The sequence below is a fragment of the Streptomyces sp. enrichment culture genome (genome assembly GCF_964273145.1).
In the GTDB taxonomy this organism is placed as follows: domain Bacteria; phylum Actinomycetota; class Actinomycetes; order Streptomycetales; family Streptomycetaceae; genus Streptomyces.
This window is the reverse complement of the sequence record NZ_OZ186873.1, coordinates 5,618,839-5,635,122: the sequence shown is the minus strand read 5'-3', so window position 1 is coordinate 5,635,122 and position 16,284 is coordinate 5,618,839. Positions and strand designations below refer to the sequence as shown.

18 protein-coding genes and 1 pseudogene are annotated in these 16,284 nt (G+C 75.0%); 9 read left to right on the top strand and 10 right to left on the bottom strand.

Annotated features, from left to right (window positions below):
- Positions 1-55: 55 nt before the first annotated feature.
- The 6 genes from ACSU6Z_RS25070 to ACSU6Z_RS25045 all read right to left on the bottom strand — a co-directional run bounded on the left by ACSU6Z_RS25070 (position 56) and on the right by ACSU6Z_RS25045 (position 5,983).
- Entirely contained in the window at positions 56-673 is a 618-nt protein-coding gene (locus ACSU6Z_RS25070; RefSeq protein WP_437048937.1) for a LysE family translocator, read from the bottom strand.
- Positions 674-781: 108 nt separating this feature from the next.
- The gene (locus ACSU6Z_RS25065; protein ID WP_437048935.1) at positions 782-946 is read right to left on the bottom strand and encodes a hypothetical protein; all 165 of its coding nucleotides are present in this window, start codon (positions 944-946) and stop codon (positions 782-784) included.
- 199 nt (positions 947-1,145) lie between these two features.
- Entirely contained in the window at positions 1,146-2,201 is a 1,056-nt protein-coding gene (locus ACSU6Z_RS25060; RefSeq protein WP_437048933.1) for an MBL fold metallo-hydrolase, read from the bottom strand.
- Positions 2,202-2,212: 11 nt separating this feature from the next.
- On the bottom strand, positions 2,213-3,442 hold the full coding sequence (locus tag ACSU6Z_RS25055) for an aminotransferase class I/II-fold pyridoxal phosphate-dependent enzyme (protein WP_437048931.1): 1,230 nt from the start codon (positions 3,440-3,442) through the stop codon (positions 2,213-2,215).
- Between the two features lie 169 nt (positions 3,443-3,611).
- Entirely contained in the window at positions 3,612-4,289 is a 678-nt protein-coding gene (locus tag ACSU6Z_RS25050; protein ID WP_437048930.1) for a hypothetical protein, read from the bottom strand.
- A gap of 359 nt (positions 4,290-4,648) precedes the next feature.
- Positions 4,649-5,983 carry an MFS transporter gene (locus ACSU6Z_RS25045; protein ID WP_437050468.1) on the bottom strand — a complete coding sequence of 445 codons (1,335 nt, stop codon included), beginning with the start codon at positions 5,981-5,983 and terminating at the stop codon, positions 4,649-4,651.
- A 522-nt stretch (positions 5,984-6,505) separates the two neighbouring features.
- Here ACSU6Z_RS25045 and ACSU6Z_RS25040 point away from each other — a divergent pair.
- Both ACSU6Z_RS25040 and ACSU6Z_RS25035 read left to right on the top strand, forming a co-directional pair.
- A pseudogene (locus ACSU6Z_RS25040) lies at positions 6,506-7,303 on the top strand (AMP-binding protein); the annotation flags it as partial.
- Between the two features lie 208 nt (positions 7,304-7,511).
- Positions 7,512-7,880, top strand: a complete 369-nt coding sequence (locus ACSU6Z_RS25035) for a LuxR C-terminal-related transcriptional regulator (RefSeq protein ID WP_437050467.1) — start codon at positions 7,512-7,514, stop codon at positions 7,878-7,880.
- 100 nt (positions 7,881-7,980) lie between these two features.
- On the opposite strand, the gene ACSU6Z_RS25030 is transcribed toward ACSU6Z_RS25035, so the two are convergent.
- On the bottom strand, positions 7,981-8,157 hold the full coding sequence (locus tag ACSU6Z_RS25030; protein ID WP_437048928.1) for a hypothetical protein: 177 nt from the start codon (positions 8,155-8,157) through the stop codon (positions 7,981-7,983).
- A 229-nt stretch (positions 8,158-8,386) separates the two neighbouring features.
- Between ACSU6Z_RS25030 and ACSU6Z_RS25025 the strand changes: the two genes are divergently transcribed.
- The 3 genes from ACSU6Z_RS25025 (at position 8,387) to ACSU6Z_RS25015 (ending at position 9,907) form a co-directional block, all read left to right on the top strand.
- A complete protein-coding gene (locus ACSU6Z_RS25025; RefSeq protein ID WP_437014444.1) occupies positions 8,387-8,788 on the top strand; it encodes a DUF2795 domain-containing protein in 402 nt (133 codons plus the stop codon).
- 75 nt (positions 8,789-8,863) lie between these two features.
- A complete protein-coding gene (locus ACSU6Z_RS25020; protein WP_437048926.1) occupies positions 8,864-9,328 on the top strand; it encodes a CBS domain-containing protein in 465 nt (154 codons plus the stop codon).
- Between the two features lie 36 nt (positions 9,329-9,364).
- The gene (locus tag ACSU6Z_RS25015) at positions 9,365-9,907 is read left to right on the top strand and encodes a type 1 glutamine amidotransferase domain-containing protein (RefSeq protein WP_437048924.1); all 543 of its coding nucleotides are present in this window, start codon (positions 9,365-9,367) and stop codon (positions 9,905-9,907) included.
- Positions 9,908-10,035: 128 nt separating this feature from the next.
- Here the strand turns inward: ACSU6Z_RS25015 and ACSU6Z_RS25010 are convergent, their stop codons facing one another.
- A complete protein-coding gene (locus tag ACSU6Z_RS25010; protein WP_437014450.1) occupies positions 10,036-10,314 on the bottom strand; it encodes a DUF6158 family protein in 279 nt (92 codons plus the stop codon).
- A gap of 60 nt (positions 10,315-10,374) precedes the next feature.
- On the opposite strand from ACSU6Z_RS25010, the gene ACSU6Z_RS25005 reads away from it, so the two are divergent.
- Entirely contained in the window at positions 10,375-11,502 is a 1,128-nt protein-coding gene (locus ACSU6Z_RS25005; RefSeq protein ID WP_437048922.1) for a Vms1/Ankzf1 family peptidyl-tRNA hydrolase, read from the top strand.
- Positions 11,503-11,569: 67 nt separating this feature from the next.
- Here the strand turns inward: ACSU6Z_RS25005 and ACSU6Z_RS25000 are convergent, their stop codons facing one another.
- Positions 11,570-13,189 carry an ABC-F family ATP-binding cassette domain-containing protein gene (locus ACSU6Z_RS25000; RefSeq protein WP_437048920.1) on the bottom strand — a complete coding sequence of 540 codons (1,620 nt, stop codon included), beginning with the start codon at positions 13,187-13,189 and terminating at the stop codon, positions 11,570-11,572.
- Between the two features lie 120 nt (positions 13,190-13,309).
- Between ACSU6Z_RS25000 and ACSU6Z_RS24995 the strand changes: the two genes are divergently transcribed.
- The 3 genes from ACSU6Z_RS24995 (at position 13,310) to ACSU6Z_RS24985 (ending at position 15,972) form a co-directional block, all read left to right on the top strand.
- Positions 13,310-14,803, top strand: coding sequence for a bifunctional phosphatase PAP2/diacylglycerol kinase family protein (locus ACSU6Z_RS24995; RefSeq protein WP_437048919.1), 1,494 nt, complete (start codon positions 13,310-13,312; stop codon positions 14,801-14,803).
- Positions 14,804-14,937: 134 nt separating this feature from the next.
- A complete protein-coding gene (locus ACSU6Z_RS24990; RefSeq protein ID WP_437048917.1) occupies positions 14,938-15,759 on the top strand; it encodes a methyltransferase domain-containing protein in 822 nt (273 codons plus the stop codon).
- A gap of 42 nt (positions 15,760-15,801) precedes the next feature.
- Positions 15,802-15,972 (top strand): hydrophobic protein, encoded by a 171-nt coding sequence (locus tag ACSU6Z_RS24985; protein WP_437048915.1) that lies wholly within the window; start codon positions 15,802-15,804, stop codon positions 15,970-15,972.
- Positions 15,973-15,999: 27 nt separating this feature from the next.
- On the opposite strand, the gene ACSU6Z_RS24980 is transcribed toward ACSU6Z_RS24985, so the two are convergent.
- Positions 16,000-16,284 carry a gas vesicle protein K gene (locus ACSU6Z_RS24980; RefSeq protein ID WP_437048914.1) on the bottom strand — a complete coding sequence of 95 codons (285 nt, stop codon included), beginning with the start codon at positions 16,282-16,284 and terminating at the stop codon, positions 16,000-16,002.

Below are 16,284 nucleotides of genomic sequence, written 5' to 3'. Positions count from 1 at the left end.
GCCGCGTGGCCGAGGACGCGGAACGGGGAACCGCGGATCCGCGGTTCCCCGGGGCTCAGGGCCGGGAGACGGCAACCTTGACTCCGAACCCGATCAGGACGACACCCGTGATGCGGTCCATGGCGCGTCGTACGGCGGGCTTCTCGAAGAAGGCGCGGGCCCTGGCCAGTACCAGCACGTAGCTGCCGAGCCAGACCAGGGTGAGGGCCGCGTGGATGAGGACGAGCAGGGTCATCCCCACGTGCGGTGAGAAGCCGGACGGCGTGAGCGTGGGCAGAAGGCCGGTGTAGAAGACCGCTATCTTCGGGTTGAAGACGTTGCTGATCAGGCCCGTGCGCCACGGGTTGCCGGCCGGGGGCGGGATGTCCCCCGGAGCCGCCGAACGTCCGCGCCGGCTCTGCAGCAGAGCCTGGATGCCCAGGAACCCGAGGTAGAGGGCACCGGCAAGCTTGACGATCGTGTAGGCCGTGGCGGACGCCGCCAGGACGGCCGCCAGGCCGACCACGGTGAGCACACCCCATGTGAGCAGTCCCGCCGCGATGCCGCCGACCGTGCGCAGGCCGTCCCGCCGGCCGGAGGCTATGGCCCGCTTCGTCACCACGGCCATGTCCGGGCCCGGGACCATGGTCAGGACCGCGAGCACGCCCGTGGCCGCGAGGAGCTGTACGAACATGACCGCAGTTTCGCACCCGGAACCGCCTCGCCGCTCCGGGACGGTCCCCTGGACCGATCCGCCTTCGGTGGCGCGGCACGGCGAGTGGCCGGACTCCGATGGCGATGATCAGACTTCGAGCGTGGTCGCGGTGCCGACGCGCGGGCTCCCGGGGCGGCGCGGGCCGGTCCACTGCACCGTCCGGGTCACGGCAGCGCCCGCCGGCACCGGCAGCATCCGCCGGCGGATCCCCGTCACGCTCAGCGTGATCGCGGACGGCAGGAGAACCGCCACCGCCGCGATCGTGACGCGTGGGCGGGCCGCGGGGGAAGCCGGCGCGCCACCACCCGGGCGACGGCCCCCGGCCGGCCGCGCCCCGCACCCGCCGTGGCCGGTGCGGCCGGGCGTTCCGGGCCGTGGGGCCCGCCGGGCGGGTGCGGGCGTGCGCGGCGCCGCGCGGTGAGCGGCCTTCGGCCGCGGGCGCCCGGACCGGTCAGTCGAGCACCCGTGATCCCCCCACCGGCAGGTCCCACAGGTTCTCGCGGGGCAGGCCCGCCCGCTCCCAGGCGGCGCGGACCCGGACGAGGGGTTCGAGGACCGGCTCGGCGGACAGCACGAAGGTGCCCCAGTGCATGGGGGCCATGCGGCGGGCGCCGAGGTCCTGCGCGGCGCGGACCGCCTCCTCCGGGTCGCAGTGGACGTCGCGCAGCCACCAGCGCGGTTCGTAGGCGCCGATGGGGAGCAGGGCGAGGTCGATGCCGGGGTAGCGGCTGCCGATGCGGGAGAACCAGTGGCCGTAGCCGGTGTCGCCGGCGAAGTAGACGCGCTGCCCGTCGGGGTCGGTGAGGACCCAGCCGCCCCACAGGGTGCGGCAGGTGTCGGTGAGGGTGCGCTTGGACCAGTGGTGGGCGGGGACGAAGTCGAAGCGCACCCCGTGCAGTTCGGTCGCCTCCCACCAGTCCAGCTCGGTGACGCGGGTGAACCGGCGGCGGTGGAACCAGCGTCCCAGTCCGGCGGGCGCGAAGACCGGGGTGTCGCGCGGGAGGCGGCGCAGTGTGGGCGCGTCCAGGTGGTCGTAGTGGTTGTGGCTGATGACGACCGCGTCGATGTGCGGCAGGGCGTCCCAGGCGACGCCGACGGGGGTGACGCGGGCGGGCGTACCGATGATGCGGCGGGACCAGACGGGGTCGGTGAGCACGGTCAGCCCGCCGATGCGCACCACCCAGCTGGCGTGTCCGGCCCAGGTGACGGCGACGGTTCGGGCGTCGACGCGGGGCAGCGGGCCCGGCGCGTACGGCAGCCGGGGGATGTCGGCGAGACCTTCGGGGCCGGGTCTGACGGCGCCCTCGCGGGCGAACCGGGCGAAGGCCCGCAGGCCGGGCAGCGGGGCGGTCAGCCGGTCGTGGAACGTGCGCGGCCACACGCGGCGTTCGGCCGGCGGGCGGGGTTCGGCGAGCGGCGGGAACGGGTCTGCCGTGGATGACGTGTCCGCCTGGGCACCGGTGTCCCGGGCGGGCGTGGCCGTGATCGAATCGGGCTGCTGCGTCATCGAGGAGGCTCCTATCGCCGAGCGTCGCGGAGGTCGTCGAAGACCGACTCAAGTGCGGTCAACGCGCGTTGCACCTGCGGCAGTTCCAACGGTGCGGGTGAGGTGAGGCATTCCGCGCGTTCGTCGTCCGTGGCGCCCAGGAGGGGGCCGGTGGACAGCCGCACGCGCAGGGCGCCGAGGTCGTCGCCGAAGCGGTGGCCGCCGGGCGCGGGCATGCCGAGCCGGGCGGTCAGGAAGTCCTCCAGGTCCTGGGCGTCGCCGACGCCGTGCCCGGCGAGGGCACCGCGCAGCGGGCCGAGGTCGGCGTACAGGTGGCGTCCGGCCCGCGGGGGCCGGGCGAGGGCGCCCGCGGCGACGACGGTGCGGTGCGCGGCGGCGGCCACGCGCGCGTGGAGGCGTACGGCGGCGGCGCGGTGCCCGGTGACCGGCTCGGGTTCGGTCAGGGCGTACGCGGCCGCGGCGGCGACCGGCGCGGCGACGCGGGCGTCGAGGGCGGTGAGCACGTCGAGCACGCGTGCGTGGAGGCCGTCCCCGGCGGCGGACGCCGGGAAGCGGGCGAGGGCGGCGGGCCAGCCGGCCGGCAGCAGGGCGCCGGTGAGGTCGGTGACGACGGTGACCTGCTCGGGCAGCATCTCGGCCGGGCTGAGCAGCACCGTGTCGTGGGGGTCGTGCAGGGTGTCGCGCCAGGTCTCGTCGCTGACCAGGTGGAGGCCCTCGCCGGCGGCGGCCTCCACGGTCTCGTGCAGCAGTTCGGGCGGGGCGACGGTGGCGGTGGGATCGTCGGCGACCGACAGCACCAGCAGGCGGGGGTCGCCGCCCTCGGCACGGATCCGGCGCACGGTCTCCAGCAGGGCGTACGGGTCGGGCACACCGCCGCACTCGGCGGGTGTCGCGACGTGGAAGGCGGGCCGCCCCAGCAGGCGGGCGTACGGCCCCCACCAGGCGGCGCACGGGCGCGGCACCAGGACGTCGCCGCCGAGCGCGGCGGTCAGCGCCAGCAGCAGGGCGGGGGTGCCGGGCGCGGCGGCCACGGTGCCGGGTTCGCAGGACAGCCCGCGCCGGGACCAGTGGCCGCAGGCCGCCTCCCGCAGGGCGGGGCCGCCGCCGATCGGCTCGCCCGCGGTGCGGGACGCCGCCTCGGCGAGCACACCGGACAGTTCGGGCGGCACGGGCAACCCGTCGTCGGGCAGCGGTGGCCCGTAGCGGACGGGGCCGTGTCCTTCGGAGGCCGTCCGCCGCATGCCCTACCTCCGCGCTGTCCGTGGTGCGTGACGTGGTCCCCCGCCGCCCCGCGTGCTCCGTGGCCCTCGGTCCGGTGAGCGGCCCAGGTCTTTGAGTACCCATGACGGCGCCCGGTCATGGGTCGTGGGACGCGTTGTGCGGATCACAGCGCCGGGGCGGGTGGTCAGGTCAACGGTCCCCGTCTTCCCGGAATCCTCGGTTCCTCCGGTGTCCCCCCGCGTGCAGCCGGTGTGCGGCGGCACCCATCGCGCCCGCCATCAGGACGCCGCCGGCGACCAGCGCGGGCACGGAGCCGGCGAACGCGCCGCCCTGCCCCGCCCGCACCCCGCGCGGCACCCCCGCACCGCCGCAGGGGTCGCCGTGCGGCGGTGCGGGGGTGGCGGAGACGGCGGGACAGGGCCGGGCGGTCCCGCCGACACTGCCGGTGTTCCCCGTGCCGCCCGGGCCGCCGGTGCTCCCGGTGGGCGCGGTGCCGCCGGTGCAGGACCCGTCGTGGCCCTCGCCCTCCGGGCACGGTTCCCCGGCCGCCGCGGCCGTACCGTCCGGTTCCGCGATCTCCCCGAGCGGGGTCCCCGGTTCCGTAGCCTCCCCGAGCGGATCGCCCGCGTCACCCGCGTCCGGGGCCTCCCCCGCCGGCTCCTCCGTTTCCGCGACGTCCCCGACCGGCTCGTCCGGCGCCCCGGGTTCCGCGTCCGACTCGCCGGCCGGCTCGTGCGGCACTTCGCGTCCCGCGGCGAGCACGGCCGGTACGGCGGCGGACCCCGCGGCGGCAGGTCCCGCGGCGGGGAGGCACAGGGCGGCGCCGGCCAGGACGGCGACGGAGAGGGCGCGGGCGGTGCGGTGCATGGGACGGGCTCCTTCGAGCGGCGGCTGCGGGGGGCGCGTCGCGCGCGCCCCCGTTCCGCCATCACAGCCCGCCCGCCACCGGCCCGCGCGCGGCCGGGCACCATTCGCGCGACGGTACCGCCCGTTCGGGTGAGACCGGGTCCGGGTGCCCGCGGGGCGCCGGCGGGGCCGGCCCGTCACCGGTCCGGCACCGGCCGCGCACCTCGCCGGGCGTGCGGCCGGGTTCCTCCGGTGCCCCGGCAGAAGCGCCCACCCGGGCGCGGGGAGAGCCGGCCCGGAGGACCGGAAGGCCGGAGGACGGGAGCCGGGCTGCGTCCCGGCCGCCGCCGGAGCGTCTCGGGTCCCTCGGGTCCCTCGGGCTACAGCCGTTCTTCCATCGGCTCGTCCCGTCCCTCCTCGCCCCCGCGCGGGGCCGGGGCGGCGTCCACCGCGTGGAGCGTCTCCGCCTCCTGCTCCGAGCGCTCCTTCTCGGCGCGGACGCGGCCGCCCCAGCGGATGACCGGGGTCATGGCGAAGGACACGACGACGAACATCACGCCGAGCAGGATCCAGCCGGGCGCACCCCAGTAGACGATCAGTCCGGTGAGGACCAGCGGGCCGAGCATCTCCGAGACGGTGATGCCGTTGCCGAAGAACGCCTGGTACTGGCCCGTCTTGCCTTTGGGCGCCAGGCCGAAACTGGCCTCCCACTCCCCGGCGGCCTGCATCATCTCGCCGAACACCATCAGGGCCGCGCCGACGACGAGGAGGACACCCGCGCTCCAGGCGGAGTCCCCGGCCGCGGAGAAGGCGAACGCGACGCACGCGGCGGCCAGCAGGAAGCTGCCCAGGATCAGGTAGCGCGCGGCACTGGCGAGGTCCTTCACCCCTTCGGAGACCCGGACCTGGAACAGCGCCACCACGATCGTGTTGAGCATCAGCATCACCGACAGCAGCGACACCGGGGCCGAGGTGTGCTCGCTGATCCACAGGGGCAGGGCGACGGCGATGAGCGGAACGTACAGGAGCAGGAAGGTGTTCAGGACGCTGAGGACGACGTAGGGGGCGTCCCGGAACACCGACGTGTCGTGCCGGCCGTCCGGGGTGCCCGTCCTCCCGGCGCGAGCGGCGGGCCGGGGCGCCACCGCGGGCAGCCGGTGCAGGATCCAGGCGGAGACCAGGAAGGCGAAGGAGTTCATCACGAACGCCGCGTAGAACGCCTCCCGGCTGTCGAAGATCAGCACGAGCCCGCCCAGTCCGGCGCCGATCGTCATGCCCGCGTTGTAGCTGGACTGGACGTACGCGCGGACCCGGGTGACCTGGTCCTTGGGGACCAGGCCGGCCAGCAGGGCCTGCTCGGCCGCCGAGCCGCCGCGCTGGCTCACCGCGTACACGCACGACGCGACGACGAACGGCACGAACGACGAGACGAACACGAAGGAGAGGATCGACAGGGCCGCGCACACGAACAGCACGACGGCGGTGCCGCGCGGACCGGCCCGGTCCGCCAGGTGTCCCAGCGGAACGCTCAGCACGAGCGCCACCGACCAGCCGATGGTCAGGCCCAGGCTCATCTGGAGCGGTGACAGCCCGACGATCCGGGTGAAGAACAGGGCCGCGCAGATGTTGTAGGCCCCGTCTCCGAGCCGGCACACCATCTGGGCCAGGGCGAGGCCGCGTGGGGGGCCGGGCGGCGGGATCAGCCCCTTGAACATGTGGGACACACAGCTCCTCGAGTTCTGGCTGGAAGGACGGCCACCGGAAGAGGTGCCCGGCGCAGCACGCGACACGGCGCCGGGCACGGTGTCCGGTGGTGTCCCCGCGGTGATCGGTTGCGCGCACGCGTGCGTCCGTCGCGCCGTCGTCTGCCGGGGAGGTCGGATGGCCGCGGCCGGCCCGGCCCCGCGTGGATGTCCCCGGGGGCCGCTCACGCGCCCGGCACGCGGGCACGCTGGTGCGGGTGCGGCCGGTACAGCGCCGCCGGTCCGCGCCGCCGCGGATGAAGTCTCGGCCGAAGTCCTCGGCGTCTGCCCGGCCCACACCGGCCGGGGTTCTCAGGTTGAGCGTTCACCGCTCAGCGGCCTTCGCAACGGACGGAAATCTAGGGCAGGTTGACGGAGTGTGCAAGGACGGTTCCACACCGCTGCACCACAGGTCGGCGAGAACCCGTCGCAGGGAGCGACGCCGGCCGCCAGGTCCCTCGGACCCACCGGACGCCGGGCCCGCCGATCCGCCGGATGGCTCCGGAGTACCCGCCGGCCCGGATCGCCGCCCTGCCGGCCTCGGCGGCGCCGCTGCTGGCCCTCGCCACCGAGTCGGCCGCGTCCGTGCTGCCGGAGGGCACCACACGCCTCGTACTGGACCACCCCGGTACCGCCGAGCGGATCGCCGCGCAGTCCCCGCACGACCTGACGGACGCGGAGCGGCTCGCCCCGCTCCGCCCCGAGAACGCCGCCTACGTCATCCACACCTCCGGGTCCACCGGCACGCCGAAGGGCGTGGTGGTCACCCACACGGGACCGGCGAGCCTCGCGGTGGACCACATCGAGCGGTTCGGCATCACCGAGGGCGACGGCGTGCTCCTGTTCGCCTCGTTCAACTTCGACTGCTCCGTGGGCGACCCGGTGATGGCTCCGGGCTCGGGCGCGGCCCCCGTCATCCGTCCCCAGGACTGCCTGTCCGGGGACGGACTCGGCGCACTCATCGACCGCACGGGCGTCACCCACGTGACCATCCCGCCGCAGGTGCTCGCGGCCCTGCCGGTCACCGAGTACGGCACGCCGCGGACCATCGCCACCGCCGGCGACGTGCTGACCGGCAAGCTGGTGGACCGGTGGGCGCCCGGACGGCGGATGTTCAACGCCTACGGCCCCACCGAGGCCACGGTGGACGCCCCGGCCGTCGAGGTCGTCGCCGGCGTCCGGGTACCGTCGATCGGCCGTCCCGTGATCAACACCCGGGCGTACGTGCTCGACGCGGAGCTGCGCCCGGTGCCCACCGGCGAGGAGGGCGAGCTGCTCATCGCCGGCGCCGGCCTCGCCCGCGGCTGCCTGCGCCTGCCCGGTCTCACCGCGGAGCGGTTCCTGCCGTGCCCGTTCGGCCCGCCGGGCGAACGCATGTACCGGACGGGCGATCTCGCCGTGTGGCGGCCGGACGGCACCCTGGAGTTCTGCGGCCGGATCGACCACCGGGTTGGACCGTGCCGTCGCCGTCGTTCCGTTGCACGACGACCCGCACGGCGTGATGATCCTCCGGGACCCCAGCACGGTGGATTTCATCGCCGGCACCTTCGGCCGCCTCTGGTCCCAGGCGGCCGATTTTCCCGTCAGGATGGGCCGCCGGCAGGCCATCGCCGCCTCGGAGGCCATGAAGTCGGACATCGTCCGCCTGTTGATCGACGGCGAGGACGACAAGGCGATCGCCCGTCGCATGGCCATGTCGGTACGGACATGCCAACGCCACATCAACGAGATGATGAAGCGCCTCGGTGCCCGCAGCCGGGTACGGGCGGGCTATCTCCTCCACCAGTACGAGACCCGGCACCCCTGCGGCGGGAGCGCGCACGCGGATCGCCGCCCCGCCGACGAGGACATGCCGGGGAAGAAGGGCTGACGGCGTACCGGCCCGGACCGCCGGCGGCCGGTGGAAGACCACGGCCGCGCTCCCGGCGGGTGCCCGGCACGCGCGCCGCCGGCGTCCCGCGACGGCACGCCTAGGGCGAAGGCGCGGGAATGTCCGCCGCGCCCGGGGGAGCGGGGGGAGCGGTGACCGGGTCGAGGGCGCCGGGCTGCGGATCGGCGCCCGGGAGCACCAGTTCCTCGTACCGGCCCAGGGCCAGCACCACGCCGAGCATGAGGGCCGGGATGAGCACGGCGAACAGCACCGCCATGGTCCGTCCTTCCCGTCAGGGGGCGGCGTGGGGGGCGCGGGCCGGGTTCCCTGCGCCCGGCGGGCCAATCCCGCCTCTCGTACGTCCGCACGATCCCTGGCGCGCGTCCGCGCCCTCTTTGTCGTACGTCCGTACGATCCCCGCCGAAATCGGGTCGACCCCGCCCGAATCCGTGTCGGCGTCCGGTCTTCGGGTACGCGAGGGCCACCCCGAGAGTCTGGAGGGAGACATGCAGCGAGGCAGTGACCGGCTGAGCTTCCACCGCGACGACGAGATGAAGCACGAACTGCAGGGCCTGCTCAGGTCCGGGCACCCCACCCGCAGCGAGGAGTGGCACGACCCGGAGCCGACCGCGGAGGACGACCCGGAGGTCGCGCGCGGCCCGGTGACGCCGAGCCGCGGGCCGACGTACCTGGAGGCGCTCCGGCTGGAGCTGGCCCGGACCCTGACGCGCGGCACGTTCCCGGCGAACCCGCGGGAGCTGTCCCGCGCCCTGCGCCGCGCCCACGCCCCCGACGCCCTCGTCGAGCGCGTGGAGGAGCTGCCGCACAAGGAGCGCTTCAGCAACGTCCAGCAGCTGGCCCAGGCCCTGACCGGGCCCGGTTCCGCCGGGCGGGCCGGGCCGGAGTAGGCGAAGAGAGCCCCGGCCGGGGGCGCCGCGGGTGGCGGGGCCGCCGACCGGGAGGACCAGGGAGGTTCCCTGCCGATGGCCGAGTTCGTGAAGGACGTGATGACCCCGGGCGTGGTCGCCGTCCGCCCGGACGCCTCGCTCGTCGAGGCGGCGCGCCTGATGCGCTCGCAGAACATCGGCGACGTGGTGGTGGCCGACGGGCAGCGGGTCGTCGGCGTACTCACCGACCGTGACATCGCGGTGCGGGCCGTCGCGGAGGGCCTGGACCCGCTGGCGGTGGGCGCCGGATCGGTCTGCACCCCCGATCCGCTGGTGGTCGCCCCGGACGACCCCGCGTCGGCCGCGGTGGCCCTGATGCGGGAGCACGCGGTGCGCCGGCTGCCGGTCGTGGAGAACGGCCTGCCGGTCGGGATGGTCAGCCTCGGCGATCTGGCCGAGGCGCAGGATCCCGCGTCGCCGCTCGCCGACATCAGCCGTGCCGAACCGGATACCCGGGAGGTGCGGGGCGCCTCGGGCGGTGCTCCGCCCCCACCCGTCTGACCAGTCGCAACGCAACGTAAGGAGCACGGAAACACCATGCGCATCGCTTTTCTGGTGGCACCCGAAGGTGTCGAACAGGTCGAGCTGACCGACCCGTGGCAGGCCGCGGTGGACGCCGGTCACGAGCCGGTGCTCGTGTCGACGAAGTCCGGTGAGATCCAGGCGTTCAACCATCTCGACAAGGCGGACACCTTCCCCGTGGACGAGGTGGTCGGCGAGACGTCGGCCGACTCGTTCGGTGGGCTGGTCCTGCCGGGCGGGGTGGCCAACCCGGACTTCCTGCGGATGGACGACAAGGCCGTGGCGTTCGTGAAGGACTTCTTCGACCAGGGCCGCCCGGTCGCCGCCATCTGCCACGCCCCGTGGACGCTCGTCGAGGCGGACGTCGTCCGCGACCGGGTCCTGACGTCCTGGCCGAGCCTGCGGACCGACATCCGCAACGCGGGCGGCACCTGGGTCGACGAACAGGTGAAGGTCTGCGAGGGCGGGCCCAACCGGCTGATCACCAGCCGCAAGCCGGACGACCTGAAGGCGTTCTGCGAGACGTACCTCGCGGAGTTCGCCAAGACCGGCGGCTGAACCGGCACCCGCGCCGGCCACCGCTGCCGCACACACGGACGCGCCGGCCGGGCCTCTCCACCGGAGGCCCGGCCGGCGCGTCCGTGTGTGCCGGGCCCGGCGGCGCGGTCCCCGGGCCCGGCCCGCCCTCACACGCCGGGAGCCGCCGACTCCCCGCTGCTCCGTTCCCGGGCGCCCTCGCGGGTGCGGCCCGCGGCGACCGGGCGGCGGGGGTTGCGGCGCAGCCACTCGCCCTCCAGCTGTGCCATGCGCTCGTTGTGGGCCCGCAGTGCGTCGTTCGAGCCGTACAGCAACGTGTCGTGCCGCGTGCGGTGGATGGTCTCCAGCTCCTTCATGAGCTGCTGGTCGTCCAGCCGGTCCGGTTCGATCCCGGTCGCGGTGATCTCCCGCTCGTCGTGTTCGTTCATGCGGTCCGGGTACCCGCCCGGCGAGCACTACCACCCCCGAGTGGCATCCGGGAGGGAGCCATGGATCTCGCCTTTCTGCACCCCTTGTACGAACAGCCGGGCCCCTGGGCCTCCGTGTACGTGGATCTGTCCCGGCACGCGGAGGACACCGCCCACGAGCGGCAGCTGACGGCCGGCGCGGTCGCCCGGGAACTGGCGGCGCAGGGCGCCGACGAGGCGACCTGCCGGGCCGTGCAGGAGGCGGTGGACGATCTGCGTCACTCGTCCGACCCGCACGGGCGCGCCCTGTTCGCGCGGGCCGGCCGGGTCGTCCTCGACCCGCCGCTGGCCCGTCCCCCGCAGGGCGGCACTGTCGCCCACTGGGCGCCGCTGCCTCGCGTCTCGCCGCTGCTGGAGCTGATGGGCGAGAACCCGGTGTGCGTGGTGGCGTACATCGACCGCAGGGGTGCCGACTTCGAGCTGCGCAGCGCGCTCGGCAGCGAGGACGCGGGCGGGGTGACCGGTCGGCAGTGGCCGATCCACCGCACGAGCAGCGCCGAATGGTCGGAGCGCCACTTCCAGCTCCGGGTGGAGAACACCTGGGAGCACAACGCGGCCGAGATCGCCGACGCGCTCGCCGTGTGCCAGGAGGAGACCGGCGCCGACCTGCTGATCCTGGTCGGCGACGACCGGGAGCGGCGGGCCGTGCACGAGCGGCTGCCCAAGCGGCTGCTGGACTGCGTGGTGGAGGCCACCCGCGGCGCCGGCAGCAGGCTGCTGGACGACGAGGTGGAGCGGCTGCGCGCCGAGCACGTGCGCGCCCGCGTCCACGGGGACCTGGACAGGTTCCTGGCCGCCCGCACCCCGGACGGCGAGGGGCGGGCCGCGGCGGTGGAGGGCGTGCCCGCGCTGGTCGAGGCCGCCCGCGAACACCGCATCGACGAGCTGCTGGTCATCCCCGACGGCCCCGACACGCACCGCGAGGTGTGGATCGGCGAGGACCCGGACCAGCTCGCGATGCGCCGTACGGAGCTGAAGACGCTCGGCGAGCAGCACTCCTGGTCCGCCCGCGCGGACGACGCCCTGCTGCGCTCGGCGGTGATGACCGGCGCCCCGGCGATCGCGGTGACCCAGGCGCTGCCGCCGGACGCGGCCGAGAACGCGGACGCCCCGGTGGGCGGCCTGGGCGCACTCCTGCGCTGGAAGTGAGCCCCGGAACGCTCCGGGGTGCCCCTTCGGGGCGCCCGCTCAAGCGCCGGTCCGGCCGGGCGGCGGGTCAGCGGGCCCGCTCCACCCGCCGCTCGTCCCACACCGGCTCCGGCGTCTCGCGGACGCGGCCGTCGCTGCCGAAGACGAGGAACCGGTCGAAGGCGCGGGCGAACCAGCGGTCGTGGGTGACCGCGAGCACCGTGCCGTCGAAGCCCTCCAGGCCCTCCTGGAGGGCTTCGGCCGATTCCAGGTCGAGGTTGTCGGTCGGTTCGTCCAGCAGCAGGGCCGTGACGCCCTGGAGTTCCAGCAGCAGGATCTGGAAGCGGGCCTGCTGGCCGCCCGAGAGCTGGTCGAACGTCCGCTCGGCCTGGGCGGTCAGCTCGTAGCGGCGCAGCCGGGACATGGCGGCGCCCCGGTCCTGGGCGTGCTCCCGCCACAGGATGTCCAGCAGCGTGCGGCCCTGGAGCTCGGGGTGCGCGTGGGTCTGCGCGAAGTGGCCGGGCACGACGCGCGCCCCGAGCTTCCAGCGGCCGGTGTGGGCCACGTCGTCCCCGGCGAGCAGCCGCAGGAAGTGCGACTTGCCGGAGCCGTTGGAGCCGAGGACGGCGACGCGTTCGCCGTAGAAGACCTCCAGGTCGAACGGCTTCATCAGGCCGGTCAGTTCCAGCCCCTCGCAGGTGACGGCCCGCACGCCGGTCCGTCCGCCCTGCAGCCGCATCCTGATGTCCTGCTCCCGCGGTGGCTCCGGGGGCGGGCCGGCCTCCTCGAACTTGCGCAGCCGGGTCTGGGCGGCCTGGTAACGGGAGGCCATCTCGTGGCTGACGGACGCCGCCTGCCGCAGCGTGAGCACCAGTTTCCTCAACTGGGCGTGCTTCTCGTCCCAGCGCCGGCGCAGCTCCTCGAAGCGGGCGAAGCGCTCGCGCCGCGCCTGGTGGTAGGTGGCGAAGCCGCCGCCGTGCACCCACGCGTCCGCGCCCGCCGGGCCGGGCTCCAGGGAAACGATCTTCTCGGCGGCGCGGGCGAGGAGCTCGCGGTCGTGGGAGACGAACAGCACCGTCTTGCGGGTCTCGGCGAGCCGCTCCTCCAGCCAGCGCTTGCCGGGCACGTCGAGGTAGTTGTCGGGCTCGTCGAGCAGCAGCACCTCGTCGGTGCCGCGCAGCAGCGCCTCCAGGACGAGGCGTTTCTGCTCGCCGCCGGAGAGGGTGCTCACCCGCCGCCACTGGGCCCTCTCGTAGGGCACGCCCAGCGCGGCCGTGGTGCACATGTCCCACAGCGTCTCCGCCTCGTACCCGCGCGCCTCGGCCCAGTCGGCGAGGGCCTGCGCGTAGGCGAGCTGGGCGGCCTCGTCGTCGACCGTCATCACGGCGTGCTCGGCGGCGTCGACCGCCCGCGCGGCCTCGCGGACGCGGGGCGGCGCCACGGACACCAGCAGGTCGCGTACGGTCGTCTCGTCCCGCACGGACCCCACGAACTGCCGCATCACCCCGAGGCCGCCGCTCACCGTGACGCTGCCGCCGTGCGGTTTGAGCTCGCCCGCGAGCATGCGCAGCAGGGTGGTCTTGCCGGCCCCGTTGGGGCCGACGAGGGCGACGACGGCACCCTCCCCCACCCGGAAGGACACATCGCCCAGCAGCGCCCTCCCGTCGGGGAGGTGGTACTCCAGGTGCGCGGCTTCGAGATGTCCCATGGGCAGCGATTGTGGAGGGGGGTACACGGCCCGGCAAGCGGTTTTCGCCCCGGGCCGTCCGCGCCCGGCGCCGCCGCCCGGACCCGGCAGGAAACCCGCGCGGCCGGGTAGGCGGAAGGCATGAGCCCCGACGTAGACCTCACCGTCCCGACGCCCGGCCCGCACCCCGTCCGCAACGGCTTCCTGGAGCTGGACCGTCGGCTGTTCGAGGCCGTCGCCGCCCGCTCCTGGCCCGGTGCCGACCGTCTGCTGCCGCGCCTGAGCCGCAGCGCCGACCACGGCGTGCTGTGGGGCGTGGCCGCCGCCGCGCTGGCCGTCTCCCGCACTCCGAGGGCCCGCCGGGCCGCCGCCCGCGGCCTCGCCTCCCTCGGCTTGGCCTCCCTGACCATCAACACCCTGGGCAAGCGGACGGTCCGCCGGCCCCGCCCGGCGATGGACCCGGTGCCGCTGGTGCGGCGGCTGAAGCGGCAGCCGATCACCACATCCTTCCCGTCGGGGCACGCCGCGTCGGCCGCCGCGTTCGCGACCGGCGTGGCCCTGGAGTCCCCGTCCTGGGGCGCGGCGGTGGCGCCGGTGGCCGCCTCGGTCGCTCTCTCCCGCGTCTACACCGGCGTGCACTTCCCCAGCGACGTGCTGGCCGGCGCGGCCCTCGGCGTGGGCGCCGCGTTCGCCGTACGGGGCCTGGTGCCGACGCGCGCCCAGGTCGTCCCGTCGGCCCGGCCCCGCGCGGACGTGCCCGCGCTGCCCGAGGGCGAGGGGCTGGTGATGGTCGCCAACACGGCGTCCGGCACGGCGGACCGCGTCCGGGCGCTGCGCGACGCGCTGCCCCGGGCGGAGATCGTCGAGTGCGCGCCGGAGGAGGTCGGGACGGAGCTGGAGGAGGCCGCCGGCCGCGCCCGGGTGCTCGGCGTGTGCGGCGGCGACGGCACCGTGAACACCGCCGCCCGGATCGCCCTGCGCCAGGGCGTGCCCCTCGCCGTCCTGCCCGGCGGCACCCTCAACCACTTCGCGTACGACCTGGGCGTGGAGGACGTGCGGGACCTGTGCCGGGCGCTGACCCGGGGCGAGGGGGTGCGCGTGGACGTGGGCCGGTTCTCCTCGGGGACGCGGCAGGGGATCTTCCTGAACACCTTCAGCCTCGGGGTGTACCCGGAGCTGGTGCGCGAGCGGGAGCGCTGGTCGCACCGGATCGGCGGCTGGCCGGCCGGGGTGCTCGCGGCCGTGCGGGTGCTGCGCGCCGACCGGCATCCGCTCCAGGCCGAGGTGCGGGGCCGCCCCCGTCCGCTGTGGATGCTGTTCGCCGGTAACGGCACCTACCACCGCATGGGCCTCGCCCCGGGCCGCCGGATGGACCTCGCCGACGGACAGCTCGACGTCCGGGTGGTGCACGGCGGCCCGCGGCCGGCCCTGCGCCTGCTGTCGGCGGCGCTCGCCGGCCCGCTGACCCGCTCCCCCGCCCACGCCGCCGTCCAGGTGAGTCATCTGCGTCTGGCCGGTGTCGCGCCGGGCACGCTGCTGGCGTACGACGGTGAGATCACCGAGACGCAGGGCGACCTGACGCTGGAGAAACTGCCCGGCGCGCTCGTCGTCTACCGTCCGCTGCCCGGTGAGTGACGGTTCGTCAGTCCACATTTCAATACGCTGTTCTCACTATGTGGCGCCAGGGCGTACGGTGACGCCGTCGCGGCGCCCGGTGACCCGGGGTCCCCGGACGGCGGCGCGACCGGACACCGACGAGGGGACCAGCCATGCCGAAGCCGCGGGAGACCGCCGTCTACACCCACGGGCACCACCCGTCCGTGCTGCGCTCGCACACCTGGCGCACCGCCGAGAACTCCGCGGCGTACCTCCTGGGCTCGCTCAAGCCCCACATGAGGATCCTGGACATCGGCTGCGGCCCGGGCACGATCACCGCCGACCTGGCGGCCCGGGTGCCGGACGGGCACGTCACCGGCGTCGACCGGGCCCCGGAGGTCCTGGAGCAGGCCCGGGCCGCGGCCGCCGGACGGGGGCTGACCAACATCGACTTCGCCGTCGCGGACGCGCACGCCCTGGACCATCCGGACGGCACCTTCTGCGTCGTCCACGCCCACCAGGTGCTCCAGCACGTGGGCGACCCGGTCCGGGTCCTGCGCGAGATGCGGCGGGTGACGAAACCGGGCGGTCTCGTCGCCGTCCGCGACTGCGACTACGCCGCCATGACCTGGTACCCGGCGTCGGCGGGGCTGAACACCTGGCTGGACCTGTACCGCCGGGTCGCCCGTGCCAACGGGGGCGAGCCGGACGCGGGACGCCGGCTGAGGTCCTGGGCCCTGCGGGCGGGCTTCACCGACGTCGCCGCCACGTCCGCCACCTGGACCTTCTCCACCCCCCAGGAGCGGGAGTGGTGGAGCGGGCTGTGGGCGGAGCGCACCGTGGCGTCCGCGTACGCCGAGCGGGCCGTCGAGGGGGGCCACGCGACCGAGGCCGAGCTGCGGGCCGTCTCGGCCGCCTGGCGGGAATGGGGGAAGCAACCCCACGGCTGGTTCAGCGTGCCGCACGGACAGATTCTGTGCCGGAAAGAAGGCTGATCTGTAGGTTCCGGGAAATAATTACGACAGGAGGTTCACATTATGGTTCCACTTCTGCTCGTATTGCTTCTCGCGCTCATTCTCTTCGGTGCCGGATTCGCCGTGCAGGTGCTCTGGTGGGTCGCCCTGGCCGTCCTGGCGCTGTGGCTGCTGGGCTTCGTGGTCCGCGGCACGTCCGCAGGTGGCGGCAGGGGGCGTTGGTACAGGTGGTGACGGAAGACCGGGACCGCCCCGGGAGGCTCACTCCCGGGGCAGCAGCGGTCCGAGCGGCCCGAGGTCCAGGTTCAGGTCCTCGGGCCGCAGTCCGTAGCGCTCGCGCAGCTCGGTCATGCGGTCCTCGAGCAGCATGAGGGTGAGCCCGATGCGTTCCTCCTGCTCCTCGGTCAGGTCTCCCTCGTCGAAGCGGCGCAGCGCCTGGCGCTCCATGAGCTGGCGCAGCAGCTCCACCACGGTCAGCACCAGCTTGATCAGATCGCGTTCGACCGTGTCGGGTTCGAGGTCGACGCGGTTGCGGTGTTCGGTCAC